This window comes from Pedobacter suwonensis, from assembly GCF_044762335.1.
Lineage (GTDB): Bacteria > Bacteroidota > Bacteroidia > Sphingobacteriales > Sphingobacteriaceae > Pedobacter.
Genome location: NZ_JBIWEB010000006.1, coordinates 136,940 through 159,620, shown reverse-complemented (window position 1 = coordinate 159,620; position 22,681 = coordinate 136,940). Strand labels below are relative to the sequence as shown.

The 22,681-nt window shown below is 41.4% G+C and carries 11 protein-coding genes; 10 read left to right on the top strand and 1 reads right to left on the bottom strand.

Going from position 1 to position 22,681, the window contains the following annotated elements; genetic code table 11:
* The 9 genes from ACIQXP_RS11855 (at nucleotide 1) to ACIQXP_RS11815 (ending at nucleotide 15,281) form a co-directional block, all read left to right on the top strand.
* The gene (locus ACIQXP_RS11855) at nucleotides 1-4,038 is read left to right on the top strand and encodes a hybrid sensor histidine kinase/response regulator transcription factor (RefSeq protein WP_387503889.1); all 4,038 of its coding nucleotides are present in this window, start codon (nucleotides 1-3) and stop codon (nucleotides 4,036-4,038) included.
* A gap of 271 nt (nucleotides 4,039-4,309) precedes the next feature.
* On the top strand, nucleotides 4,310-7,441 hold the full coding sequence (locus ACIQXP_RS11850) for a SusC/RagA family TonB-linked outer membrane protein (RefSeq protein WP_293744548.1): 3,132 nt from the start codon (nucleotides 4,310-4,312) through the stop codon (nucleotides 7,439-7,441).
* Between the two features lie 67 nt (nucleotides 7,442-7,508).
* Entirely contained in the window at nucleotides 7,509-9,341 is a 1,833-nt protein-coding gene (locus tag ACIQXP_RS11845) for a RagB/SusD family nutrient uptake outer membrane protein (RefSeq protein ID WP_293744549.1), read from the top strand.
* Between the two features lie 8 nt (nucleotides 9,342-9,349).
* A complete protein-coding gene (locus ACIQXP_RS11840; RefSeq protein WP_293744550.1) occupies nucleotides 9,350-10,030 on the top strand; it encodes a DUF3823 domain-containing protein in 681 nt (226 codons plus the stop codon).
* Nucleotides 10,031-10,102: 72 nt separating this feature from the next.
* A complete protein-coding gene (locus ACIQXP_RS11835) occupies nucleotides 10,103-12,022 on the top strand; it encodes a glycoside hydrolase family 43 protein (protein ID WP_387503887.1) in 1,920 nt (639 codons plus the stop codon).
* Nucleotides 12,023-12,640: 618 nt separating this feature from the next.
* Nucleotides 12,641-13,921, top strand: a complete 1,281-nt coding sequence (locus ACIQXP_RS11830) for an OmpA family protein (RefSeq protein WP_387503886.1) — start codon at nucleotides 12,641-12,643, stop codon at nucleotides 13,919-13,921.
* An 18-nt stretch (nucleotides 13,922-13,939) separates the two neighbouring features.
* Entirely contained in the window at nucleotides 13,940-14,521 is a 582-nt protein-coding gene (locus ACIQXP_RS11825; protein WP_293744553.1) for a hypothetical protein, read from the top strand.
* Nucleotides 14,522-14,650: 129 nt separating this feature from the next.
* On the top strand, nucleotides 14,651-15,040 hold the full coding sequence (locus tag ACIQXP_RS11820; protein ID WP_387503885.1) for a hypothetical protein: 390 nt from the start codon (nucleotides 14,651-14,653) through the stop codon (nucleotides 15,038-15,040).
* A gap of 55 nt (nucleotides 15,041-15,095) precedes the next feature.
* Nucleotides 15,096-15,281: a CsbD family protein gene (locus tag ACIQXP_RS11815; protein ID WP_055909662.1), complete on the top strand. Its 186-nt coding sequence runs from the start codon at nucleotides 15,096-15,098 to the stop codon at nucleotides 15,279-15,281.
* Between the two features lie 437 nt (nucleotides 15,282-15,718).
* On the opposite strand, the gene ACIQXP_RS11810 is transcribed toward ACIQXP_RS11815, so the two are convergent.
* On the bottom strand, nucleotides 15,719-19,243 hold the full coding sequence (locus ACIQXP_RS11810) for a family 43 glycosylhydrolase (RefSeq protein ID WP_387503884.1): 3,525 nt from the start codon (nucleotides 19,241-19,243) through the stop codon (nucleotides 15,719-15,721).
* 313 nt (nucleotides 19,244-19,556) lie between these two features.
* Here ACIQXP_RS11810 and ACIQXP_RS11805 point away from each other — a divergent pair, with 313 nt between their 5' ends.
* A complete protein-coding gene (locus ACIQXP_RS11805) occupies nucleotides 19,557-22,622 on the top strand; it encodes a beta-L-arabinofuranosidase domain-containing protein (protein WP_387503883.1) in 3,066 nt (1,021 codons plus the stop codon).
* Nucleotides 22,623-22,681: the final 59 nt, after the last annotated feature.

Below are 22,681 nucleotides of genomic sequence, written 5' to 3'. Positions count from 1 at the left end.
ATGAAATTGGGATTGAGGGTATTATTAACGCTTTTTTTATACAGCACTGTACTGGTGGCGCAAACCAATCAGGCTAAGTTTTTATCGCTTCAGGAAGGATTGTCGAGCGAGCAGGTAATAGATGTTGTACATGATAAGTATGGGTTTATCTGGATTGCAACCGAAATGGGCCTTAACCGTTTTGCCAGTAATTCTTTTAAACAGTTTTACAAATCAGAAAAGGCAGACGGCTCTTCGGTAAACAGTAATGAAATCAATACCTTATTATATGATAACGATCAGGTTTTTATAGGTACACGCGCAAACGGCTTAAATGTTTATGATTTAAAAACCAATCGTTTTTCATATTACGTTCATGACGATAAAAATCCACAATCGCTAGCCACTAACGATATTACCGATATTATTAAATCACAGAGTGGCCACCTCTGGTTGGCCACCTATCACCAGGGCGTACAACGTTTCAACACCTCAACCAAAACATTTGAGCGTTTTAACAAAAAGAACCTTCCTAACCTGCCGGAAAACAGTACCTGGACACTCATTGAAGACAAAGACGGAACGCTTTACATTGGCCATGTAAATAAAGGAATTTCTATTCTGAACCCCAAAAACCGTAGGGTAACGGTTATCAACGTGACTAATAGCAAGGGTTTACTACCAGACAATGAGGTTAAATCACTGTTTTGTGATCCATTTAACAACATCTGGATCGGAACCAGAAAAGGCCTGGCCATCTTTGACCCGAAAACAAAAAGCCTGAAAAAAATAAGCCTCTTTTCAAAAAGCATTAATGAAAAAGAGCCATTTATCTACTCCATTAAAGCTATTAACGGCTCCATATGGCTTGGCACCGAGTCATCACAGCTATTTATGCTCAATCCCGAATACCTGGCTGATGGCACAATTTCGCAGATAAAAAACATAACCTCTGCTAATTTAAACCGTGGCAAAACCTCATCGGTCCAAAGCATTGATCAAGATCAGTTTGGCAATGTGTGGATGGGGATTTACGGTGGTGGCATTGCCTTTACAAGCCATATTAAACCCTTTTTTTCTATCCTTTCCACACAGGCATTATTTCCCGGACAGGGAAAACCGGCAACCGTCATCAGCATTTTAAACGACCGTGACAATAGCATATGGCTGGGTACTGTTGGCGATGGGGTATTACATGTTAAACCTAATGGAAAGGTAAATAAAATTAACACGGGCAACAGTGCGATAGGTGACGATTTTCTTCTGTCGGGATTACAGGACAGCGACAACAACAAATGGTTCGGTCTTCAAAATGGTGGGGTATCGTTTTTTAATGCAACCACAAAGGCTTGGAAAAAGGTAGAAACCGGCGAAAAAATGTCGGCTGTTAGAGCAATTGTTGAAGATAAAGCAGGCAACATCGCTTTCGCTGCCCAGGAAGGGGTATTTATCCGTTCCAAAACGGGGGCATTCAGCAAATTAACCACCCATAGCCCTGTACTCGGAGACTATGCGCCACGTACCATAGCAGAAGACCAAAATGGAAACAGATGGATAGGCACCTACGGCCAGGGTATTTATATTTTTAACTCTACCGGAAAGTTAATAAAAAAAATAATAAAAGGACAGGGAATCAACAGCAATACCATCAACCATTTATTTACTGATCGTCAGCACAACATCTGGATTGCGACCAATGAAGGTTTAAGCCTACAGCCGGCCACAAAAAAAACAGGTGAGCTGGAAATTATCGTTCCACCTGGTGGTAAAGCCTGGTTAACCATCAATGCTATTGCTGAAGACAAAAGTGGAAACATTTGGTGCTCTACACGTCAGGGGTTGTTGCGCTACCTGATCAAACAGAAAACATTTTTCAGATACGATCAGGCTTTCGGAATACCCCTTGGTGGTTTTACCATCAATAGTGTCGGTACTGATGCGCAGGGATCTCTGTTTTTCGGGATGCCCTCGGGAGCTGTATATTTTAATCCCCTGCAGGTTCCTCTGGTATTACCTAAATCGCCCATCAGGATTAGCAGTTTTGTGGTATTCAATGCTGGAGAAACAAATACACAAAGCGAAAAACACCCCGGCATTGCTGAAAAAATAGAACTTGAACATCATGAAAACAGTTTTCGCGTAGAGCTTGCGGTAATGGATTATGCACTGAACGACATGGTGGAGTTTAGTTATCAGCTTCATGGACTGGATGATAAATGGGTTTTCCTGGGCGATGAAAAAAATGTTGATTTCAGAAATATCCCTCACGGCAACTATGAGCTTCGTATCCGTACCCGCCAGAAGAATGAAAACTGGTCTGATAGTGTTCAGCAAATACGCATTGAAATTTCTCCTCCTTTTTACCTGAGTACATTCGCCTGGTTTTGTTATGTATTGGTGTTTGCCGGAATTATTGTTACACTGATATTTTTTCACATCAGGAAAGTATATGCAGAGGCAGAACTCCGCGTAAAAAAACTTCAAATGCTGCAGCATGAAAAACTAAACCTGGAGCGAATGAATTTTTATACCAATATTACCCATGAACTTCGAACTCCGCTCACGCTCATACTTGGGCCTTTAGAAGACCTCTTACAGGAAGAAAAACTTGCGTCAAAATATAAAAATGGCATATTGATGGTGCAAAAGAATGCCAACAGGCTTTTCTCGCTTGTGAATCAGTTACTCGAATTCCGCAAGGTAGAATCGCAGTACAAACCCCTGGTTTTGGGCGAAGATTATCTTGGTGAACTGGTAAAACAAATTGTTCAGAAATATGCTGAAGCTAACACCAATACCGACCTGCAGATTAGCTGTACAATTGAACAACCAGACATTAAAACCACCTTTGATGGCGAAATTGTTCAATTAATTTTAGATAACCTGTTATCAAATTCCTGCAAACATACCGCTGCAGGAAAAATAGAGGTTCATCTTACCTACGAGCAAGACAACTTAACTACTTCTGCCCTGATCTGTGTTAAAGATACCGGATGTGGCATCGAGGCAGAACATCTTAATAAAATCTTTGAACGGTATTATCAGGTATCGAAAACAGTTAGCCATGGAACCGGTATTGGCCTGGCACTTGTAAAAGAACTGGTAGCCATACACCAGGGAAAAATTTCAGTAAAAAGCCAGCCGGGTGAAGGGAGTGAATTCTGCGTACGGTTGTTAACCAATGCAGTAACTGCTACACCACAAAATAATCTCCACATTTCTTCATCTAATCTCGTAGAAACCGCTAACGATTTACGTGCAGTTGTGCTTCTTATAGAAGATGAAAAAGATTTGAGGGAGTATTTAGCTACCGTGCTATCAGTAAATTATGAAGTAATTACTGCCGCCAACGGTTTGGAAGGATTTGAACTGGCTAAAAAACGCATTCCAGATTTAGTGGTAAGCGATGTAATGATGCCCGATATGGATGGCCTTACCATGCTCAAAAAGCTGAAAGAACTGCGTGAAACCAGCCACATCCCCAGCATATTCTTAACGGCAAAAGATACCAGTACTGATAAAGAAATGGGATATGTCCTTGGTGTTGACTCATACCTCACCAAACCCATAAGTCCAAAGCTTCTAAACAGTCGCATCGAAAACCTGCTGCTAAAGCGAAAAACCTTATATACCGCAATGTTAAGTCAGCTTTCTGGTGATAGAGATGACACGAAAGTTAATCCACCGGAAAACAACCCCGAGCTATGGCAGGAGAATGCTCTTGTACAGGAATTTGTAATGCTGGTGGAAGCATGTATCCAGGACGAGGTACTTGACGCAGCTACCCTTGCCGACAAAATGAACATGAGCCAATCTACACTGTACAGAAAATTAAAGGGGCTTACAGGTAAAAACATCAACCAGCTGGTACGTAAAATCAGGATACAAAAAGCAGCCAGACTTCTCCGTTCAGGGCAGTATAATATCACAGAAGTTTCTTTAATGGTAGGTATAAACAGCGCTATTTATTTTCGTCAATGTTTTAAGGAAGAATTCGGCGAACTCCCATCCGAATATCAGAAAAAAGTAGCCCTGAAAACCAAAATAGCACCATTTTGACGAAAATACAAATCAAAATTGACGGTTTTGTATACCGCCCCACCTGTTTGAAACCTGTAGGTTTGGAACTAACTATTTATAGATCCAGCAAAAGGTGAGTTCACCGACTCATTTTTAAATGAAGCTAACCAGGCAGATTTGAGGGGTACTACCTAAAAGGGTATTCCATCAGATGACTATGGTGTTTACGCACCAGGCCAGGTTTTAACCCATCGGTAGTTTGGATCTATAACACTAGGCAAAAACACTTTTAAACAAAACCAAATATAACATGAGAATCCTGAAAATTTTCTTCTTATGCCTTATGGTATGGGGAATCCCCTATTACTCATTTGCGCAACGTAAGATTTCCGGACAAGTACTGAGTGAACTCAATGATCCGCTGGTAGGCGTAACCATTGTAGTTGAAGGTACTTTACCAAAAGAAATCACCACTACCGACTCCCAGGGACGTTTTACGCTCACCACGAGCAAAGGCGCATTTCTGGTTACTTACATCGGTTACAAAAACCAAACCATTGCCATTGGCGATAAAACACAATTCACAATCAAAATGGAACCCGATAATCAGGGATTGGAAGATGTGGTGGTAGTAGGTTACGGTAAACAATCTAAACGAAACATTACAGGTGCGGTAAGTAACCTGAAAGCCGAAGACGTGGTACGTACTTCTTCTACCAGTACGGCAGGTGCATTGGCGGGTAAAGTACAGGGGGTTTCTGTACGCGCTAAAGATGCCCGTCCGGGACGTGGAGCCAGCATCGAAATCCGTAACATGGGGAACCCTCTATTTGTAATTGATGGGGTAGCTTATGGCGGCCAAACCGGAACCGACTGGGTGGGTACACAAAATGCATCAGGTGCTGATATTTTTAACTCACTGAACCTGGAAGATATTGAAAGTATATCTATTCTTAAAGATGCAGCTGCAGCAGTTTATGGTTTCAGAGCTTCAAAAGGGGTGGTTTTAATTACAACCAAAAAAGGTTCAAAAGACGAAAAGGTAAAAATTAATGTTAATGGTTATCTGGGCTGGCAAAACCTTACCCGTTTCCCTGAAATGGCAAACGCAGCACAATACACACGGGGTTTGGTAGAAGCAGCACAAAATGAAGGCCGCGACCCAAGCTCGGTATATACCCGAACAGAACTTGCCAAATGGCAGGCAGGTACTGAACCCGGTTATAAAAGTTATGATTATGCCGAAATGGTGATCCGCAAAGATATTCCGCAGCAGTACATCAATGCCAACATTACCGGTGGCGGAAAAAACTCAAACTACTTCCTCTCGGTTGGTAACCTGAAACAGGATGCCATGATTAAGGATTTTAATTATAAACGCACCAACCTACAGGCCAATCTGGAAGCAACCGTACTCGAAGGACTTACCGTCGGCACCCAGATTTCTGCCCGTCAGGAAAAAACACAGGATGTAGGGTTACCGGGTGGAGACGGTTATTTTTCTTCCATTCTGGCCATTTTCAAAAACAGACCAACCGTTGGGCCATATGCCAATGATAATCCTCTATATCCGAATCAAACAAACGAGTTTGCCTATAATCCGGCAATCTTTAGCCGGGACATTGCTGGTTATAAAGACAACAGCTTTATGAGTGGTAATATCAATTTCACCGCTTCGTATAAAACAAAGTTTGGCCTCTCAGCAAAAGGTCTCGTTTCTTATAATTATACCAATAATAAGTTTGATGGATTTCAGTATAGCTATGATGTATACCGATACGATAACGGCAACTATGTACGCAGTAACGGAACCAATTCGAGATGGCGCTATAAAACCGACCGTGTAGCGGTAGCGAGATCTGCTCAGTTTCAATTAGATTATACCAAACAAATCGGAGACCATAACTTCTCGGTAATGGGTGGTTACGAGCGTTCAGACTGGGACAGGACACTGACCACAATAGGCTCAAACCCTACCAATAATTATATCCCGCTGGTAAATACCATTTCCGAATTGAGTGGTATAGGCGATGAATGGCTTTACGAAGCAAGAGCAGGTTTCATTGGTCGTTTCAACTATAATTACAAAGGGAAATATTTATTAGAAATATTAGGTCGTTATGATGGTTCTTACCTGTATTATTCGGGTAAAGAATGGGGACTTTTCCCAGGTGGGAGTTTAGGATGGCGGATCTCTGATGAGCCATTTTTCAAGCCATTAAAAGGGATCGTAAACGATATGAAACTTCGTGTCTCTGTTGGTCAAACCGGATTGGAAGAAGGCGTAGGCATGCATGGTTACTTATCAGGTTATAACTGGAATTCGGGAAATGCTGTATTAAACGGAGCATATTATCCGGGCATTCAACCTAAGGGGCTTCCTGTACGCAACCTTTCATGGGTAAAAAACACCAACTATAACGTAGGTATTGATGTTGGGATGTTCGATAATAAGTTAACATTCACTGCCGATGCATTTAAAATTATCCGTACCGGTTATCCTGGTTCAAGATATGATGTATTACTACCTTCTGAAATCGGATACACATTACCGTATGAGAACTTAAACAGCAACGGTTACTACGGAGCTGAGGGTATTATTACTTATGCCAGTAAAGTAGGCGAACTGAACTATACCGTAAGTGGGAACTTTACTTTTTCAAGGTATAAAGTATTGGATTCATACAAGCCGCGTTTCAGTAATTCGTATAACGAATACACCAATTCATCTGAAAACCGTTGGGGCGGCATTTGGTGGGGCTACGAGGTTGTAGGCCGTTTCCAGTCTGAAGAAGAAATCCGTAATTACCCTATTAACAACGATGGCAACAATAACAGAAATCAATTACCGGGAGATTTCATCTACAAAGATGTAAATGGCGATGGCGTGATCAATGACCTTGATCAGCGCCCGATTGGTTACCCTACGGGCTGGGCTCCGATGATGTCTTTCGGTGGACGTATTGGTTTAAGCTATAAAGGCATCGACCTCAACATTGATTTAGCTGGTGGCGCCATGCAGTCATGGAATCAGGATTATGAATTAAGAAACGCCTTCCACGGTGGTGGAAACTCGCCTGCTTACCTGCTGGAAGACAGATGGCACCGTGCAGATCCTTACGACCCGACAAGTGCGTGGATTCCGGGCTACTACCCTGCTATCCGCAACGGTAATTCAGGTCCAAATAGTAGAAACAACAGTTTCTGGTTAAAAAATGTAAGATACCTCCGTGTTAGAAATATGGAGTTGGCTTATAGTCTTCCTAAATCCATTGCCGAAAAAATCAAAGCACAGAAAATCCGCTTCTACGTAAACGGATCGAATATGATTTCATTCGACAATGTAAAAGACTTCCAGATCGATCCGGAGATTGAAGCCGCAGCAGCGGTGGTGTATCCGCAGCAGAGAGTTTTTCTGGCAGGATTTAACATCACATTTTAAACAAAGGTAAATTCACATCAGCCCCTCATTATTCAGGCTGGTTACATCTTTTAGAAAATTGATTACAATGAAAAAATATTATATAGCACTGGCATTGGTTGTTGGTTTAACCATGAATAGCTGCAAACATGATGACTGGTTTTACCGCGATTCTAAAACCACCATTACCGACGAACAATTGTGGAACGACCCAAATCTGATCACTTCACTTTTGGCAAATTACTATAACCGCCTGCCTTCCTTACATGGTGTTTTTAATACCGGGGGAATGACCGAGCTGGATGATGCCATGTGGTCGGGAACGCGTGATCAGAATGGTAGAAATGACTTTCAGTATGGTAACGATTATGGCCGCTATTGGGATTATGGATTAATCCGCGACCTTAACCTTTCGCTTGAAAACATCAATGCACTGGGGGCTAAGTTAACACCAGTCCAGAAAAGCCAGTTTATTGCTGAAATGCGATTTATTCGTGCTTTTGTTTATTTCGAAATGGTAAAACGCATGGGTGGTGTGCCGCTGGTAACCAAACAACTTATTTACGACTTTAGTGGCGACCCAACCCCATTACAGATACCACGAGCTAAAGAATCAGAAGTTTACGATTTTATTTATAAAGAGCTGGAAGAAATTAAAGCGGACTTGGCAGCCAACAATGGCGTAGCAACACGTGCAAACCGATATACTGCACTCGCTTTGGAAAGCAGGGCCATGTTATATGCAGGTTCTATTGCCAGGTATAATAGCCTAATGGCAGCACCAATTACCACCGCAGGTGGCGAGGTGGGCATTCCGGCTTCAATGGCTACAGATTATTACAATAAATCGCTTGCGGCTTCGAAAGAAGTAATGTCAGGTCCTTACGCATTATACAATACCAATCCTGATAAAGGGGCGAACTTCTACGATATGCTGAACAAAAAACCTGTGAGTGAAGTAATCTTTGCAAAAGATTTTGCCCTTGGTACCAAGGTACATCGTTTTACTTATGATAACATCATCAAAAGCATGACAGAGGATAACGAGGCTTCATCAGCAATTTCACCTTCCTTAAGCCTCGTAGAGAGCTTCGATTATTTAGACGGAACAAAAGGTACTTTAAAAGATAAGGATGCCAGTGGCAATTACATTGCTTATGCTAACCCTGCTGATATTTTTGCCAACAAGGATGGTCGTTTATATGGAACTGTTATTTATCCCGGAACAACATTCAAAAACAATGCAGTACGAATACAAGCCGGAGTAGCAGTATGGAATAACGGTAGTTATCAGTTAACTACTTCATCAGTACTCGGTGGAAATTACACGGATAATCAGGTTTGGACAGGTTTTGATGGACCTAAAGATGATGCCGTAGATGTAAGCAATACTGGTTTCTATATCCGTAAAATGGTGAGTGACGCCCCCGCGGCCAGTACACGTGGTACATCGGCTGTAAACTGGTGGCCTTGGTTCCGCCTTGGCGAAATCTACCTGAATGCTGCCGAAGCCGCTTTTGAGTTAGGCCGTCCGGAAGCTCTAGGATATGTTAATACAATTCGTGCACGTGCAGGATTTCCTGCCAATAGTTTAAGTGCCCTTACCAATGACATCATCCGTAACGAGCGTCGCGTGGAGCTTGCCTTCGAAGATCACCGTTATTTCGACCTGAAAAGATGGAGAATTGCCCATTTGGTTTGGGATGGTACAGAAACTGATCCGAATGCGGTAGTAATGGGATTATATTCATACCGTGTGGTAAGGCCAGGCCACCCAGATAATGGCAAATACATTTATGCACGGATACGTCCAACCCGCTTCCGCCGTGCCAGGTTCTTCCGTATGGCGAACTATTACTCTTCAATTGATCAAACGGTATTGAACAATAACCCTAAAATTGTTCGCAATCCATTCCATTAATTATTAAGATGATGAAATTTAGATTTTTAACAATCATAACAGCAGCCAGTATCTTTCTGGCCGGCTGCAGCGAATATGACAATTTCGACGCTCCGGAATTAACCTTATCCGGAAAAGTGGTTTATCAGGGAAAAGCAGTGAGTGTTCGTAACAATGGCCCCCAGTTAGAATTATGGCAGGATGGTTATCCGCTCAAATCACCTATCTATGTGTACATGAATCAGGATGGTAGTTTTTCCTCAAAATTATTTGCCGGTCAGTACAAATTAGTACGTCGGGCTGATGCGCCCTGGTTGCAACAGGCTACTGACACGATCAGGGTAAATCTTACAGAAAATACCAATATTGATGTGCCGGTAACGCCTTACTTTACCATAACCAATGAAACCTTTCAAAAGTCCGGAAACACTATCAATGCAAATTTTGTTGTGAATAAGGTGGTTGCCACTGCCAATGTTGAACTGGTACGCCTCTACCTGGGAAAATCGGTTTTAACCGATCAGGTTCAGCGGGAAGTTCGGGTAGACGCAAGTGTTCCTTCACTTGTATTTGGCGCACAAACAACATTGTCGGCTGATATTCCCGACAACCTTAAATCACTCGATTTTATTTACGCAAGAATTGGGGTAAAAACCACAATTTCCGGTGAATATGTTTACTCACCTGTGCAAAAAATAGCTTTAAAATAATATAAACAGGGTGTGGTTTTAATTCACTACACCCTGTTTATTAAATACCATTGCAAAAATCAACCTTTAAACATGAAAAGACTTCCTTATCAACGCCTGATCCTTTTTACTTTTTTGCATATTGCTTTTATTGGAAATTTATTCAGTCAGGAATATAAATCAGGGCCGGCAGAAAAAGATTTTGCAGGATATCTATTTACCTATTTTAAAGGAAATGCAGTAAAAGACGAAGCCCTTTGCTTTGCCATCAGCACCGATGGTTACAATTACCGCGCATTGAATAACAATGAGCCTGTGCTGGATTCAAGACAGATCAGTTCAACAGGCGGTATCCGTGATCCACACATCTTACGCTCAGAAGATGGCCGTACTTTTTACATGGTGGTAACCGATATGACATCATCAAAAGGCTGGGATTCTAACAGGGCGATGACTTTATTAAGATCAGACGACCTCATTAACTGGAAACACAGCATCATCAATATCCAGAAACGCTTTAAAGGCCACGATGATCTTAAACGCGTATGGGCACCCCAAACCATATTTGATCCCGCTAAAGGAAAGTACATGGTTTACTTCTCGATGCAGCATGGCACCGGCCCTGATATTATTTATTATGCCTATGCCAATAAAGACTTCACCGATTTTGTAGAGGAACCTAAAGTGTTGTTTAGTCCAAAAAATGGCAAATCGTGTATTGATGGCGATATCATCAATAAAAACGGAATCTTCCACCTGTTCTATAAATCGGAGGGCAATGGAAACGGAATTAAACTCGCCCTTATCGATTCGCTAACTTCAGGAAGATGGATTGAACAACCAGGCTATAAACAACAAACCCGCGATGCTGTTGAAGGTTCGGCAGTATTTAAGCTCAACAGATCAGATAAATATATTCTGATGTATGATGTGTATGGAAAGGGTAAATACCAGTTTTGCGAGAGTACAGATTTAGACCGCTTTAAAGTGATTGATCATGAGGTGAAAATGGATTTTCATCCCCGCCATGGTACCATTATGCCAATTTCGCGCAGTGAATTGCGAAACTTAACCGCTAAATGGGGAATTCCATCAGGCATGGAACTAAAACTTGCTAAAAACCCGGTAATCGACGGTTTTTATGCCGACCCGGATGTACTTTATGCCAACAAGACTAAAAAATATTACATCTACCCTACCAGTGACGGTTTTGACGGCTGGGGCGGGTATTATTTCAAAACGTTCTCCTCTACTGACCTTATAAACTGGAAGGATGAAGGCATTATCCTCGACCTGAAAAAAGATGTAAAATGGGGTAACCGCAATGCCTGGGCGCCCACTATTGCCGAAAAAAAGGTAGGAAAAGACTATCAATACTTTTACTATTTTACTGCAGCCCAAAAAATTGGTGTAGCATCGTCAGATCTTCCAACTGGCCCTTTTAAAGACTCCGGGAGGCCGCTGATTAACTTTAAGCCTGAAGGAATTAAAGGCGGGCAAGAAATCGATCCTGCCGTATTTACAGATCCTAAAACAGGAAAAAGCTACCTCTACTGGGGAAATGGTTACCTGGCGGTAGCTGAACTAAACAAAGATATGATCTCATTAAAACCTAATTCGACCAGGGTTTTAAAAACAGATGAAACTTTCAGAGAGGGCTGTTATGTATTTTATAGAAAAGGTATCTATTATTTTATGTGGTCAGAAGATGATACCCGAAGTGAGAATTACCGTGTACGTTATGGAACGTCCAAATCACCATTAGGTCCAATAAACATTCAGCAAAACAACCTCGTTCTACAGAAAAATCCCGAATCCGGTATTTTTGGAACGGGCCATAATTCTGTGCTGCAGATTCCGGGTAAAGACGAATGGTATATCATTTACCACAGATTCAATTATCCTGACGGCATAAACATGGGCGATGCAGCAGGGTTTAACCGTGAAGTTTGCATGGACCGCATGTATTTCGATGACGAAGGGAACATCATTCCCATAAAACCCACGCACTAAACAATATATCAGCTCAATATGGGTGCTATTACTGTAAAAGCCACGCGCGCAATGACAGGCGCCCCACCTCAAATCAGGGTAGCCGGTTATTTCGGTATTGCCAAAAAACGGCACTAAAACCTATTCAAACCGGAACGCCCGAAAGAAGGAAAAAAATGGAGTTGCTCTACAGCCTCAGCTGATTCCGAAAAACTTTTGAGGCCGTATTTAAGATGATTTAAGGAATTGCATAGTGCCGGGATATAGTCAACTCCACAGTGTAAACCCGCGAAGGCTCTGCGAAGCAAATCTTTTAAATTCAATTTAGATAACTTGGTCCAAACTCTCTGCTTCGTGTTGCTCCGTCAGGATCAAGACTATCCGATTTGAATCTTTCAATACCAGCCCGGCCTAAGAATCTTTTAGCCAACCAATTTGGTCAAGAAAAGTAAATTAATGCTAACATAAGTAGCAATCGCTGTAATTTATCTAATCCCGTTACATCACAAAACTGGTTAAATAAGTAATCAATTTCTATTTGGACGCCAAACAAGCTACTCCTTTTAAGAGTATTTTCATGTAACAAAACTGAAACATTCATGTTGTACCTGTGTTATTCCTCCAATAAATAACAACAATATGAATAACAATTTTACAAAATCTACGATGTTGATCGCCTTACTAAGTCTGTCAACTCAACTTTTTTCACAGGAAACGCCAGCAACTCCAGAACGGTTTGGCAAACAATCTTTAAGAACATGGAGCGTAGGAGCGCACGGAGGCATCCTAAGTCAGAATACTTTTTTAGGCAGGGGAAGTGTTAAAGCCAGAGAATTTAAAAGCGTTGGTTACGGCGCTTTCATCAAAAAACAAATTTTACCAGCACTGGGTTTACAGGCCGATTTTCTTCGCGGAGAAATCAAAACTTTAAACAATACCAGCACGATTGAACAGGTGAACAGCATTAACTGGTCCGGTTCCCTTACCGCAGTATTAAATATTGCGAACTTTAGCTTGAATACCCAGAACGCGGTATTGATCCCTTATGTTAAAGCAGGTGCCGGATACATGTCTTCAGATTCAAAAGTAGCCAATGTTGATGTATTTACGGATAGAGAAGGATGGTATATACCAACGGGTGTTGGATTTAAATTTGGTGTAGCCAAAGGCATCAATATTGATTTGGGTTACGACATTAATTTCATCAAATCGTCTCCTACTGTTAAAAATGCCTATAATGAAAGCAGGTTCTCGTACGCGCATGCAGGATTGGAGTTTGCTCTAGGAAACAAAGAAAATTCTCAATTGCAAAACTATAGCGCGGTTGCAGACCTGAGAAAACAAAGTGCAGAAGAAAGTGCCGAACTAAGAAGGGCATTATCTACAGCCGAGCAAAATGCAGCCAGAGACCGTGAGCAATATGCCAAAGATTTAGGCGATGATGATAATGATGGCGTGGCAAACAAATTTGACAAATGCCCGGGTACAGCCGCCGCAACAGTTGTAGACGGATCAGGCTGCCCGATAGCCGTTACGCAGACCGTTATCAAAGAAACAACGGTGGTAACTGAAGCAGACCGCAAAATTTTAAAAGATGCCATTTCTAATCTTGAATTTGATTTGGGTAAGTCAACCATCCGTGCAAAATCTTACACCACATTAAATCGTGTAGCGGCATTGTTAATGGAGAAAAACTTCAGCTTAAAATTAGCCGGCCATACTGACAACACAGGTGGAAGAGAATTAAATCTGCGCTTATCTAAAGAAAGAGCAGAATCTGTTAAAGCATATCTGGTTTCACAAGGTGCGAATGCATCCAGAATAGAGGCAACAGGTTACGGCCCAGATCAACCGATAGCCAGTAACAAAACTGCCGCAGGCCGCCAGGAAAACCGTCGAGTAGAATTCACCTTATATTAATTTTATAAATAATCAATCATGAAAAATTTTTTAGCAACAGTAATTATTTCTGCAACGACTATTTTTGCGGCAAATGCCCAGATCCAAAAAGGCAATGTAATGGTTGGAGGCAACTTAACCAACATTAACCTCGGTTTGGATGATCCAAAAATATTCAGCGTAGACATCACTCCAAAAGCAGCATGGTTTATACAAGACAACGTTGCGGTGGGTGGTTATGTAAATTTTGGATTAAAAACGGCTAAGAATTCAAGCACAACGACCAGCTACGGAGTTGGTGCATTAGGTCGCTATTATACCGGAAAAGATGTTGAAGTATTACGTCACGGACGTTTATTTGCAGAAGCTACTGTTGGTATCGGCGGTGTTAATGTGAGCAATGGCGGAGGAAACACCAACGGATTAAACTTAAGTGTTGGTCCCGGTTTTGCCTATTTCATTACGCCAAATATTGGTCTTGAAACCTTATTGAAATACAATGGCCTGGTTGGTTTTGGAAGTGCAACAACCCAAAATAACCTGAACCTGTCTTTCGGATTTCAGATTTATTTGCCAGGGCAAAGAACGGCTAACAAAGTGAAAAGAGACGTTACAAATTAAGTCTAAAAATCAGAAGCTGCTTTCTATAGGAAGCAGTTTCTTTTTTAAAGTAAAGACGATGGCCTTAGGATTTTCCAAATCCACTATACGCTCTTTACATGAGAACAACTTAACAAAATGATTTAAGCAATGACTACAGGAAAAAAAATCGGAACCATTGCAGCAATAGTTGGCATTGTGCTGGTTTCTGGCCTGATTTATTATCATTACTTCTTTGTATTTGGTGAAGGAGTGAAAGCCGGAGAGCTGAATTACATCGTTAAAAAAGGATATATTTTCAAAACCAATGAGGGGAAACTCATTCAAAGCGGCGTTCGTTCCAAACAAATGGGTACGCTGGAAAACAACGAATTCGAATTTTCTGTAACTGATGAAAGTATAGCTAAACAAATGATGGGAAACAGTGGCAAATTTTACGAACTGCATTATAAGGAGTATAAAAGTAGCCTGCCCTGGAGAGGATTTAGCAGATATGTGGTAGATAGCGTTTATGCTGCTAAAGATGTTCAGAGCAGATAAAAACAGCCCCATTTTCAAAAAATCAATCTAAATATTAATCTTAAATACTAAAACAATGGACAAATTAGAATTAAAAGGTGCCTGGAACGAGCTTAAAGGAAAAGTTAAACAGGCCTACGCAGATTTAACGGAAGACGATTTAAAGTATGAGGAGGGAAAAGATGATGAACTTTATGGCAAACTGCAACAAAAGACGGGCAAAACCCGTGAGCAGGTTGTAGATTGGTTAAAATCTTTGTAAAAGAGAACCTACAGGCTTCTAAGCATTAATAGAAGCCTTTTTTATGATGTGAAAGGTATTTCATCTTATCATTTCATTGCAAGGTGGGATATGAGCGGACTGAAGCAATCTATCACCCATGTATTAGTAAGAAAGATTGCTTCACTCCTACGCAAAGTCCCTCATTCAGTTCGAAATGAGGAAATTAAGCCCCAAAACTCACATTAAATTATTGAAATCAAATTTAAAAAACTTTGCTTTGCACAGCCTTCGAGCAATCTCATTAAGTCAGGGGATAAACCTCAAAAGAGGTTACCCTGAGCCTGGAAGGGCATTTATTTGCAATTTATTAAAATCTCAAGAAGTCTTCTACTATGCTCAGACTAACCAACCGCAGCACCTAATTTAATGATAAATTTGGTCAGCCAATCTCATTAACAAATTATTAATTTCCCCTTCTATTTCTTTTGAATAATTTTAAAATCACTAAACGATGCATAACCCGAAATGTCTCCGTAAGTAGCATGATAAACACCAACCGATAAAACACTGCTCATATCACCCCTTTTTATCGGACTGCCGGGAAGATCTACCCATGCCTTTCCATCATGGCTGCCACGCAAAAAGAATAGATTTCCCTGCCGCTGTATCTGCAAATGACGATAAAAGTTCCATCCTGCCAGGTTATTCACTTGTTTGCGTTCGCCGGCAATTAAATCCGTTATAATGTTTCCAATACCCCAGCCAGGCATTACCCCATTTTGTAAAAGTTTTTTGGCATTAGATGGCTCTTTAACCATTATACCGGCTTCGTTTGCGCCATAAGCTTTCTTCTGGTTAAATCCTAACATATCAGACAGCAACACTTCAGCAACAAAATCGCCTTCCACCTGATGATAGGCAAAAGGTCCGGCTGGCATTGATCCATCCCAAAATGTATGGTGCGACACTAATTTTAACACGCCGGCTTGCTGGGCTACAGTGTCAGCATTTCCCGTAAAACCATCCCAGGAAGTACACTTTAAAGCATCCGCTCCTGCCGGAATTGATATGGCCGATCCGCGTTGTTTTCTGATGATGAAAAGTGTAGAATCTGTTGGGACCATAGCCGGCAAGGAGTTCAGGCTGACATTGCCAAAGTTATCTCTAACCTTTACGGTATAAGCGTAGCGCATTTGAGGTGAAACAGAGAAATCTGTATAAGCTGAAGATTGTAGCCATTTCGGGGTGTTTTTATCTGCATCTTCTTGAAAAAGATACTCAAAACGGGTGCCTGGTAGTGTTGGTTTATTCGCAGCCATATAAACCATATTGGGTGTCACCGCTGCTGGTTTTGAAGCAAATGACGCATTAACGAGGTTGCTATTTTGTGTCTGTTTCCAAAAATCAAACTCCTGCTTACAGGCACTATCTTCAAGCGTGTAATTATATGCAGCCATAGCAGATATGGCTACCGGATCCCCCGTAGTTGCTGCCCCGATTAAAACACGCTGATTTTTTGGTGGGCCTGGCAAATCGGTATTTTCAACCCTTTTACCATTGATAACAACCTTAAATTTTCCTTTATTGCAGGAGCAGATTACCTGCTGCCACTTTCCGGTGCCTAGTATGCTTGTCGTTTTATGGCCAAAAAATAAATCCGCTTTTGCACCAGCCTGCGCGTAGAGTGAAAAAATAGCACTAAAAGGTTTTGAAAAATCTAGTTTTTTCGCCAGTTCATTTCCTAAAAGCAACTGTCCTCCACGATCTAATCTCACCGCTATTTTTCCGTTTACATCCGCAACTTCTGCTTTACCCTCAATTACGAGTTGCCCTAAAGCAGCTCCGTTATTGGTCCACTGATCTAACCCGCCATAGTCAAGATTTTTAGCTTCAACATACAGCGGGGTTTTATTTGGCAGTCCTTTTTTATAGGCGGCTTTAATTTCATCATGGCTTAACGGAACATCATAAATTTTTAACGAAGCCAATGCGCCAGAAAATCCTGCACTTCCATCTTCATTTCCACCGATGAGAAAGTGTTTGAGGTTATTGATAAAAAGCATCCTCCTTTCGCTCCTATCCAATTCTCCATCTACATAAATCCGTTCCATTGTACCATCAAAAACAACGCTGATCAAGTGCCATTCATTGGCTTTTGGCATATGTTTATAGCCTAAATCTGCCCAACCCAAATGGTTGATGGCACCGGCAGTTTTACTGTTCCCATAACCAACCGCTGCATTACTTAAATCAACACCGCCCCGCCCTGTCCAGGATACAATGGTTTCCTCTTTATCAATTTCCGGATTTAAAACCCACATACTCACAGTATAGCTACTGTTTCCAAGCAGCGATTTTGGTGCAGGCTCCGTTGAGGATAAGCGCTCACGGCCAGTAAAAAATAATGCTTTTTTACCACCAATCATCGAGGTAAGGGGTTTAATTGGTCCGACTGCCGAAAAATCCCCACCCAACTTCCCGGTATTTTGAACATTGGTTACCACGACGTTTGCCCGGAGATGATCTAATGACAGATCCACTAACAAACCTTTTGGTTCAAAAGCATTTAAAGGTTCCCATTTTTTAATTTTAGTATGCATTACAGGTTGGTATTCTGCATGATCAAAAACCTTGATATTCCATATGGCTTTATTCAATCCCGGATATTCTGTGTGTAAAACCATTGTACGGAGGTATCGTGCCTTAACATCGCCAAAATCAATCATCGGGCTTCCATGCCGGGTATTTTTACTGCGATCAGCATAAACTTTCCAGTTTTTTCCATCAGCCGAATACATGATTTCATATTGATAATACCAGGTCGCATATTCAAACTGTGTATGAACGCTTTTAACGGGATATACTTTTCCCAAATCTACCTGCACCCAGGCAGGCCCTGCATTGCTTTTACCCTTCCATAAGGTTCCGTTATTATCATCAAAGGCAAATTCCGCTTTAAAATTCTCATCATAGCTGGAAGATGCAGAGACCTTTTTACCTAGAGCTAAATTTGGATGTGGATTGACATCTTTGGCGAGGTAACCGATTCCGGTGTGAGTAGGCACAATCTTCAGAATATTCCCTTCATCATCAAACAGCATTTTATCAGCAGCAACCTGCCTGTGGTAACCGCCATCATTATGCGGATTATTATGCCGGTGGTACACCAGGTAAAAATCATCACCCTGCTGCAATACAGATTGGTGGCCCGGCCCATGCACCGTTCCATCTTGATTGGTAGCTAAAATAGGATTGTTTGCACCATATTTAAACGGGCCCATCGGATTAGTTGCGGTGGCATACTGAACCCGGTAAGTACCATCTTCACAATATCCTGATGAATAAGTCAGATAATAAATCCCTTTTCTTTTAAACACAAAGGGGGCTTCAAAAAATTCTTTTGCATCAGTATTGGGAATCTGGCCCAGCTTGGCAAATGACTTCATATCTGCGTTCAAAAGGCCAACACCACAGCCGTGGTTAGGATAAATCCCCCAGGTACCCCAGTACATATAATATTGGCCATCGTCATCTTTGAAAGTCTGTCCATCAAGTGTAATCACATTTGGCACCATATAATTAGATACAATCGGTTTGCCTGTAGGCAACAGCGAGGTCCAGGGACCAACAGGGCTATGAGAGGAGGCACCAAAAATCTCAACAGGCTGGCAATAGTACAGATAATATTGACCATCGGCACCCTGGGTTACATCCGGCGCCCAGTAATAGTGCGTGGTTGGCCAGTTCATATCCTGCATGGTCCAGTTCACAAAGTCTTTAGATGTCCATACCTGGGAAGGACCGAAACCACCACCGTTACCATCTGTTGTAGCATATATGTAATAAGTATCTCCAAACTTCTTTACCGTTGGATCTGCAAAATAACCCGGTATAATCGGATTTCCGTGTACCACAGCCTCCTTTGCAGATTGCGCCAGTACCATTTGAAAAGTAGAACACAGTAGAAATAAAATGAATGGCTTTAGATATTTTTTCTTCATGGTTAAGTGTTACGTCAGCATTTTTGGAAACAGCTGTTATGGGTCAGCATGTAAATATAAATGAAGTACGATCCAGATTACCGTTGTATATTAATCCATAGTATCAATATTTTAACCTTTCCCATTTTTAATACTCCAATCTTTAAAATATTCTCTTACCGGGAGGGGAAAACAAAAACGATCCAAGAGAATCACTTCACCCCACAATCGGGTATTACTTTGCATTGTCAACATAAAATAAGGTTAAAATATGCACAATACCTGCAATTTCCAGGGCTTCGTCTATTGCTCTTTTTGTTTAATTTTATCAATTATGAAAATTTACAAAGTCTTCCGATCCATGTCATACCTTGCTGTTTTTATAGTAACAGGCAACACGGCTCTGGCACAAAATGGTGATCAAATCCTTGATGGCATTGGCGAAACGGCCATGAGTGCCAGGTATGAACTTAAAGGCGATTTAAAAGATTGGTCCAGAAATCGCTTTAATGCAAATTTCATTGGAGGTCAGCCGCAATTTGCACAAGACAGTCGCTTCGGAAAAGTACTTTCTTTGCCGGGAACTACCGGAACTTATGTAAGTATCCCTGCGGGAGCATTAACAGATGTTGAATCCATCAGCATAACCAGTTGGGTTTTGCTTAAAAGCGACCGTTCGGATCAAAGCTTTTTCGACTTTGGCCAAAGCGCCGATAAACATTTTTCCTCACAACTTAACAGTAAACAGATTGGTCAGGGTTTTCTTGCTATGATCCAAAATGGAAAGCAACCAAGTATAATCACAAAGGGAGCTGCTCCTGCGCTTAACCAATGGGCGCATCTGGCTTTGGTGGTTGATATCCCTTCAAAATCTATGACCAGTTACCTTAACGGTAAAAAAGTTGCTGAAGCAAAAGATCTCAGCTTTGACCTTACATCAATTTTTGGTCAGCACAAACCAGATAAGAAATCACTGATCCTTGGCAATGCCCTGTCAGCTAAAAATAAAGCGTTGAATGCTTTAATCCATGATTTCAGGATTTATCGGGTCGCCTTAAATGCAAAACAAATTGTTTCGGTTTATCAGCACGGACAAAACCAGACTAATGAAACGACAGTTAACACTTCGGCAAAAACGGATGATGACCTGCAACATTTTCCTGCAGATGCCGCTCAGTTATACACCAAATACCTCACTCGGGTAGATGATATTGAAGTGACAACAAGTGTTGGTGATCTTCCCCGGTTACCCGGGGCCATTGCCGGAACTTATCAAACCGGTAAAACCGGTCCAATGGTAAAAGTAATCTGGCCCAATCCAACAGATAATTCAGCCGTTAGCCAACCGGGAAATTATACCATTACCGGTTATGTACCAGGAACAAACTTTAAGCCAAAAGCACAGGTAAAGGTAACTGCGACCGACAAAGAAGCAACACCTGCTATCAAATTACTGCCTTTTGCCCTGAACCAGGTAACGCTTAAGACTGATCATGAAGGACATGATACGAAATTTATTGAAAACAGGGATAAATTTATCCGGACATTGGCCAAAACAGACCCTAATTCGTTCCTGTATATGTTTCGTCATGCATTTGGTCAGAAACAGCCCGCCGGTGCGAAACCACTTGGCGTATGGGATAGTGAAGATACTAAATTACGGGGGCATGCTACCGGGCATTATTTAAGTGCTATAGCACAAGCTTATGCAGGCGCAGGTAATGATAAAGCATTGCAGAAAATTTTCGCCGATAAAATGGAGTATATGGTGAATACACTTTATACCTTATCTCAACTATCTGGAAAACCTCAAAAATCGGGAGGTGCATTTGTTGCCGATCCGTCGGCTATTCCTTACGGTCCGGGAAAAACTGCTTATGATTCTGATATTAGCGAAAAGGGAATCAGAAGGGATTACTGGAATTGGGGAAAAGGATTCATCAGTGCTTACCCGCCAGATCAGTTTATCATGCTGGAAAATGGTGCTAAATATGGTGGTCAAAACAATCAGATTTGGGCACCTTATTATACTTTACATAAAATCTTAGCCGGGCTGATTGATATTTACGAGGTTAGCGGAAATAAAAAAGCACTTGAAATTGCAACCAATATGGCTGATTGGGTACAAGTCCGACTAAGTGGCTTACCACAACAAACCTTAACCAGAATGTGGAATACCTATATTGCCGGTGAGTTTGGCGGCATGAATGAATCAATGGCACATCTTTACCGAATCACCGGAAAGGAAAAATACCTGAAAACAGCACAGCTTTTCGATAATATCCGCTTATTTTATGGTGATGACGCGCACAGCAGTGGCTTAGCTAAAAATGTAGATCTTTTTCGTGGCCTTCACGCCAATCAGCATATTCCACAGATTGTTGGCAGTATGGAACTTTATCGGGTATCCCAACAGTCAGATTACTTTAAAATTGCAGATAACTTCTGGCATAAAGTTGTAAACAACTACATGTATAGCATAGGTGGTGTTGCTGGTGCAAGAAATCCGGCCAATGCAGAATGTTTTATCGCACAGCCAGGAAGCTTATATGAAAACGGATTTTCTGAAGGTGGGCAAAATGAAACCTGCGCCACTTACAACATGCTTAAACTTACAGGAGATCTGTTTCTTTTCGAACAAAAAGCGGAATTAATGGATTACTACGAACGCGCTTTATATAATGATATCTTAGCTTCCGTAGCAAAAGACAATCCCGGAAATACTTATCATATCTCACTTAGACCAGGTTCTGCAAAACAGTTCAGCAATGGAGACATGACCGGCTTTACCTGCTGCAATGGTACCGCATTAGAAAGCAGTACCAAGTTACAGAATTCTATTTATTTTAAAGATCAGCAAAATCAGTCTTTATATGTTAACCTTTTCATTCCATCTGTTTTAAACTGGTCGGAGCGAAAAATTAAGCTTGAACAAACGACCAGCTATCCAAAATCAGATCAAACCAGTTTAAAGATCAATGGTAGCGGTCAATTTGACCTGTACATGCGCGTACCGGGATGGGCAACAAAGGGTTTCTTTGTCAAAATTAATGGTCAGCAACAAAAGTTAAATGCAGTTCCTGGAACTTATCTTAAAATTTCCAGAAACTGGAAATCTGGAGATCAGGTTGATTTAACGATGCCTTTTCAGTTTCATTTAGATCCGGTAATGGATCAGCAGAATATCGCAAGTTTGTTCTATGGTCCGATATTGCTCGCCGCACAGGAGCCGGAGGCAAGGAAAGATTGGCGTAAGGTTGTCCTTAATGCTGATGATTTAGGAAAAACCATCAAAGGCGATCCATCCAAACTGGAGTTTACGATAGGCGGAGTATTATTTAAACCATTTTATGACAGCTACGGAAGGCACTCGGTTTACCTGGATGTGACCTTAAAATAAGCTTATTGACATAAAAAGCTCAAATCGAAATAAAAAGCGCCTGTTTAAAAACTAATTAG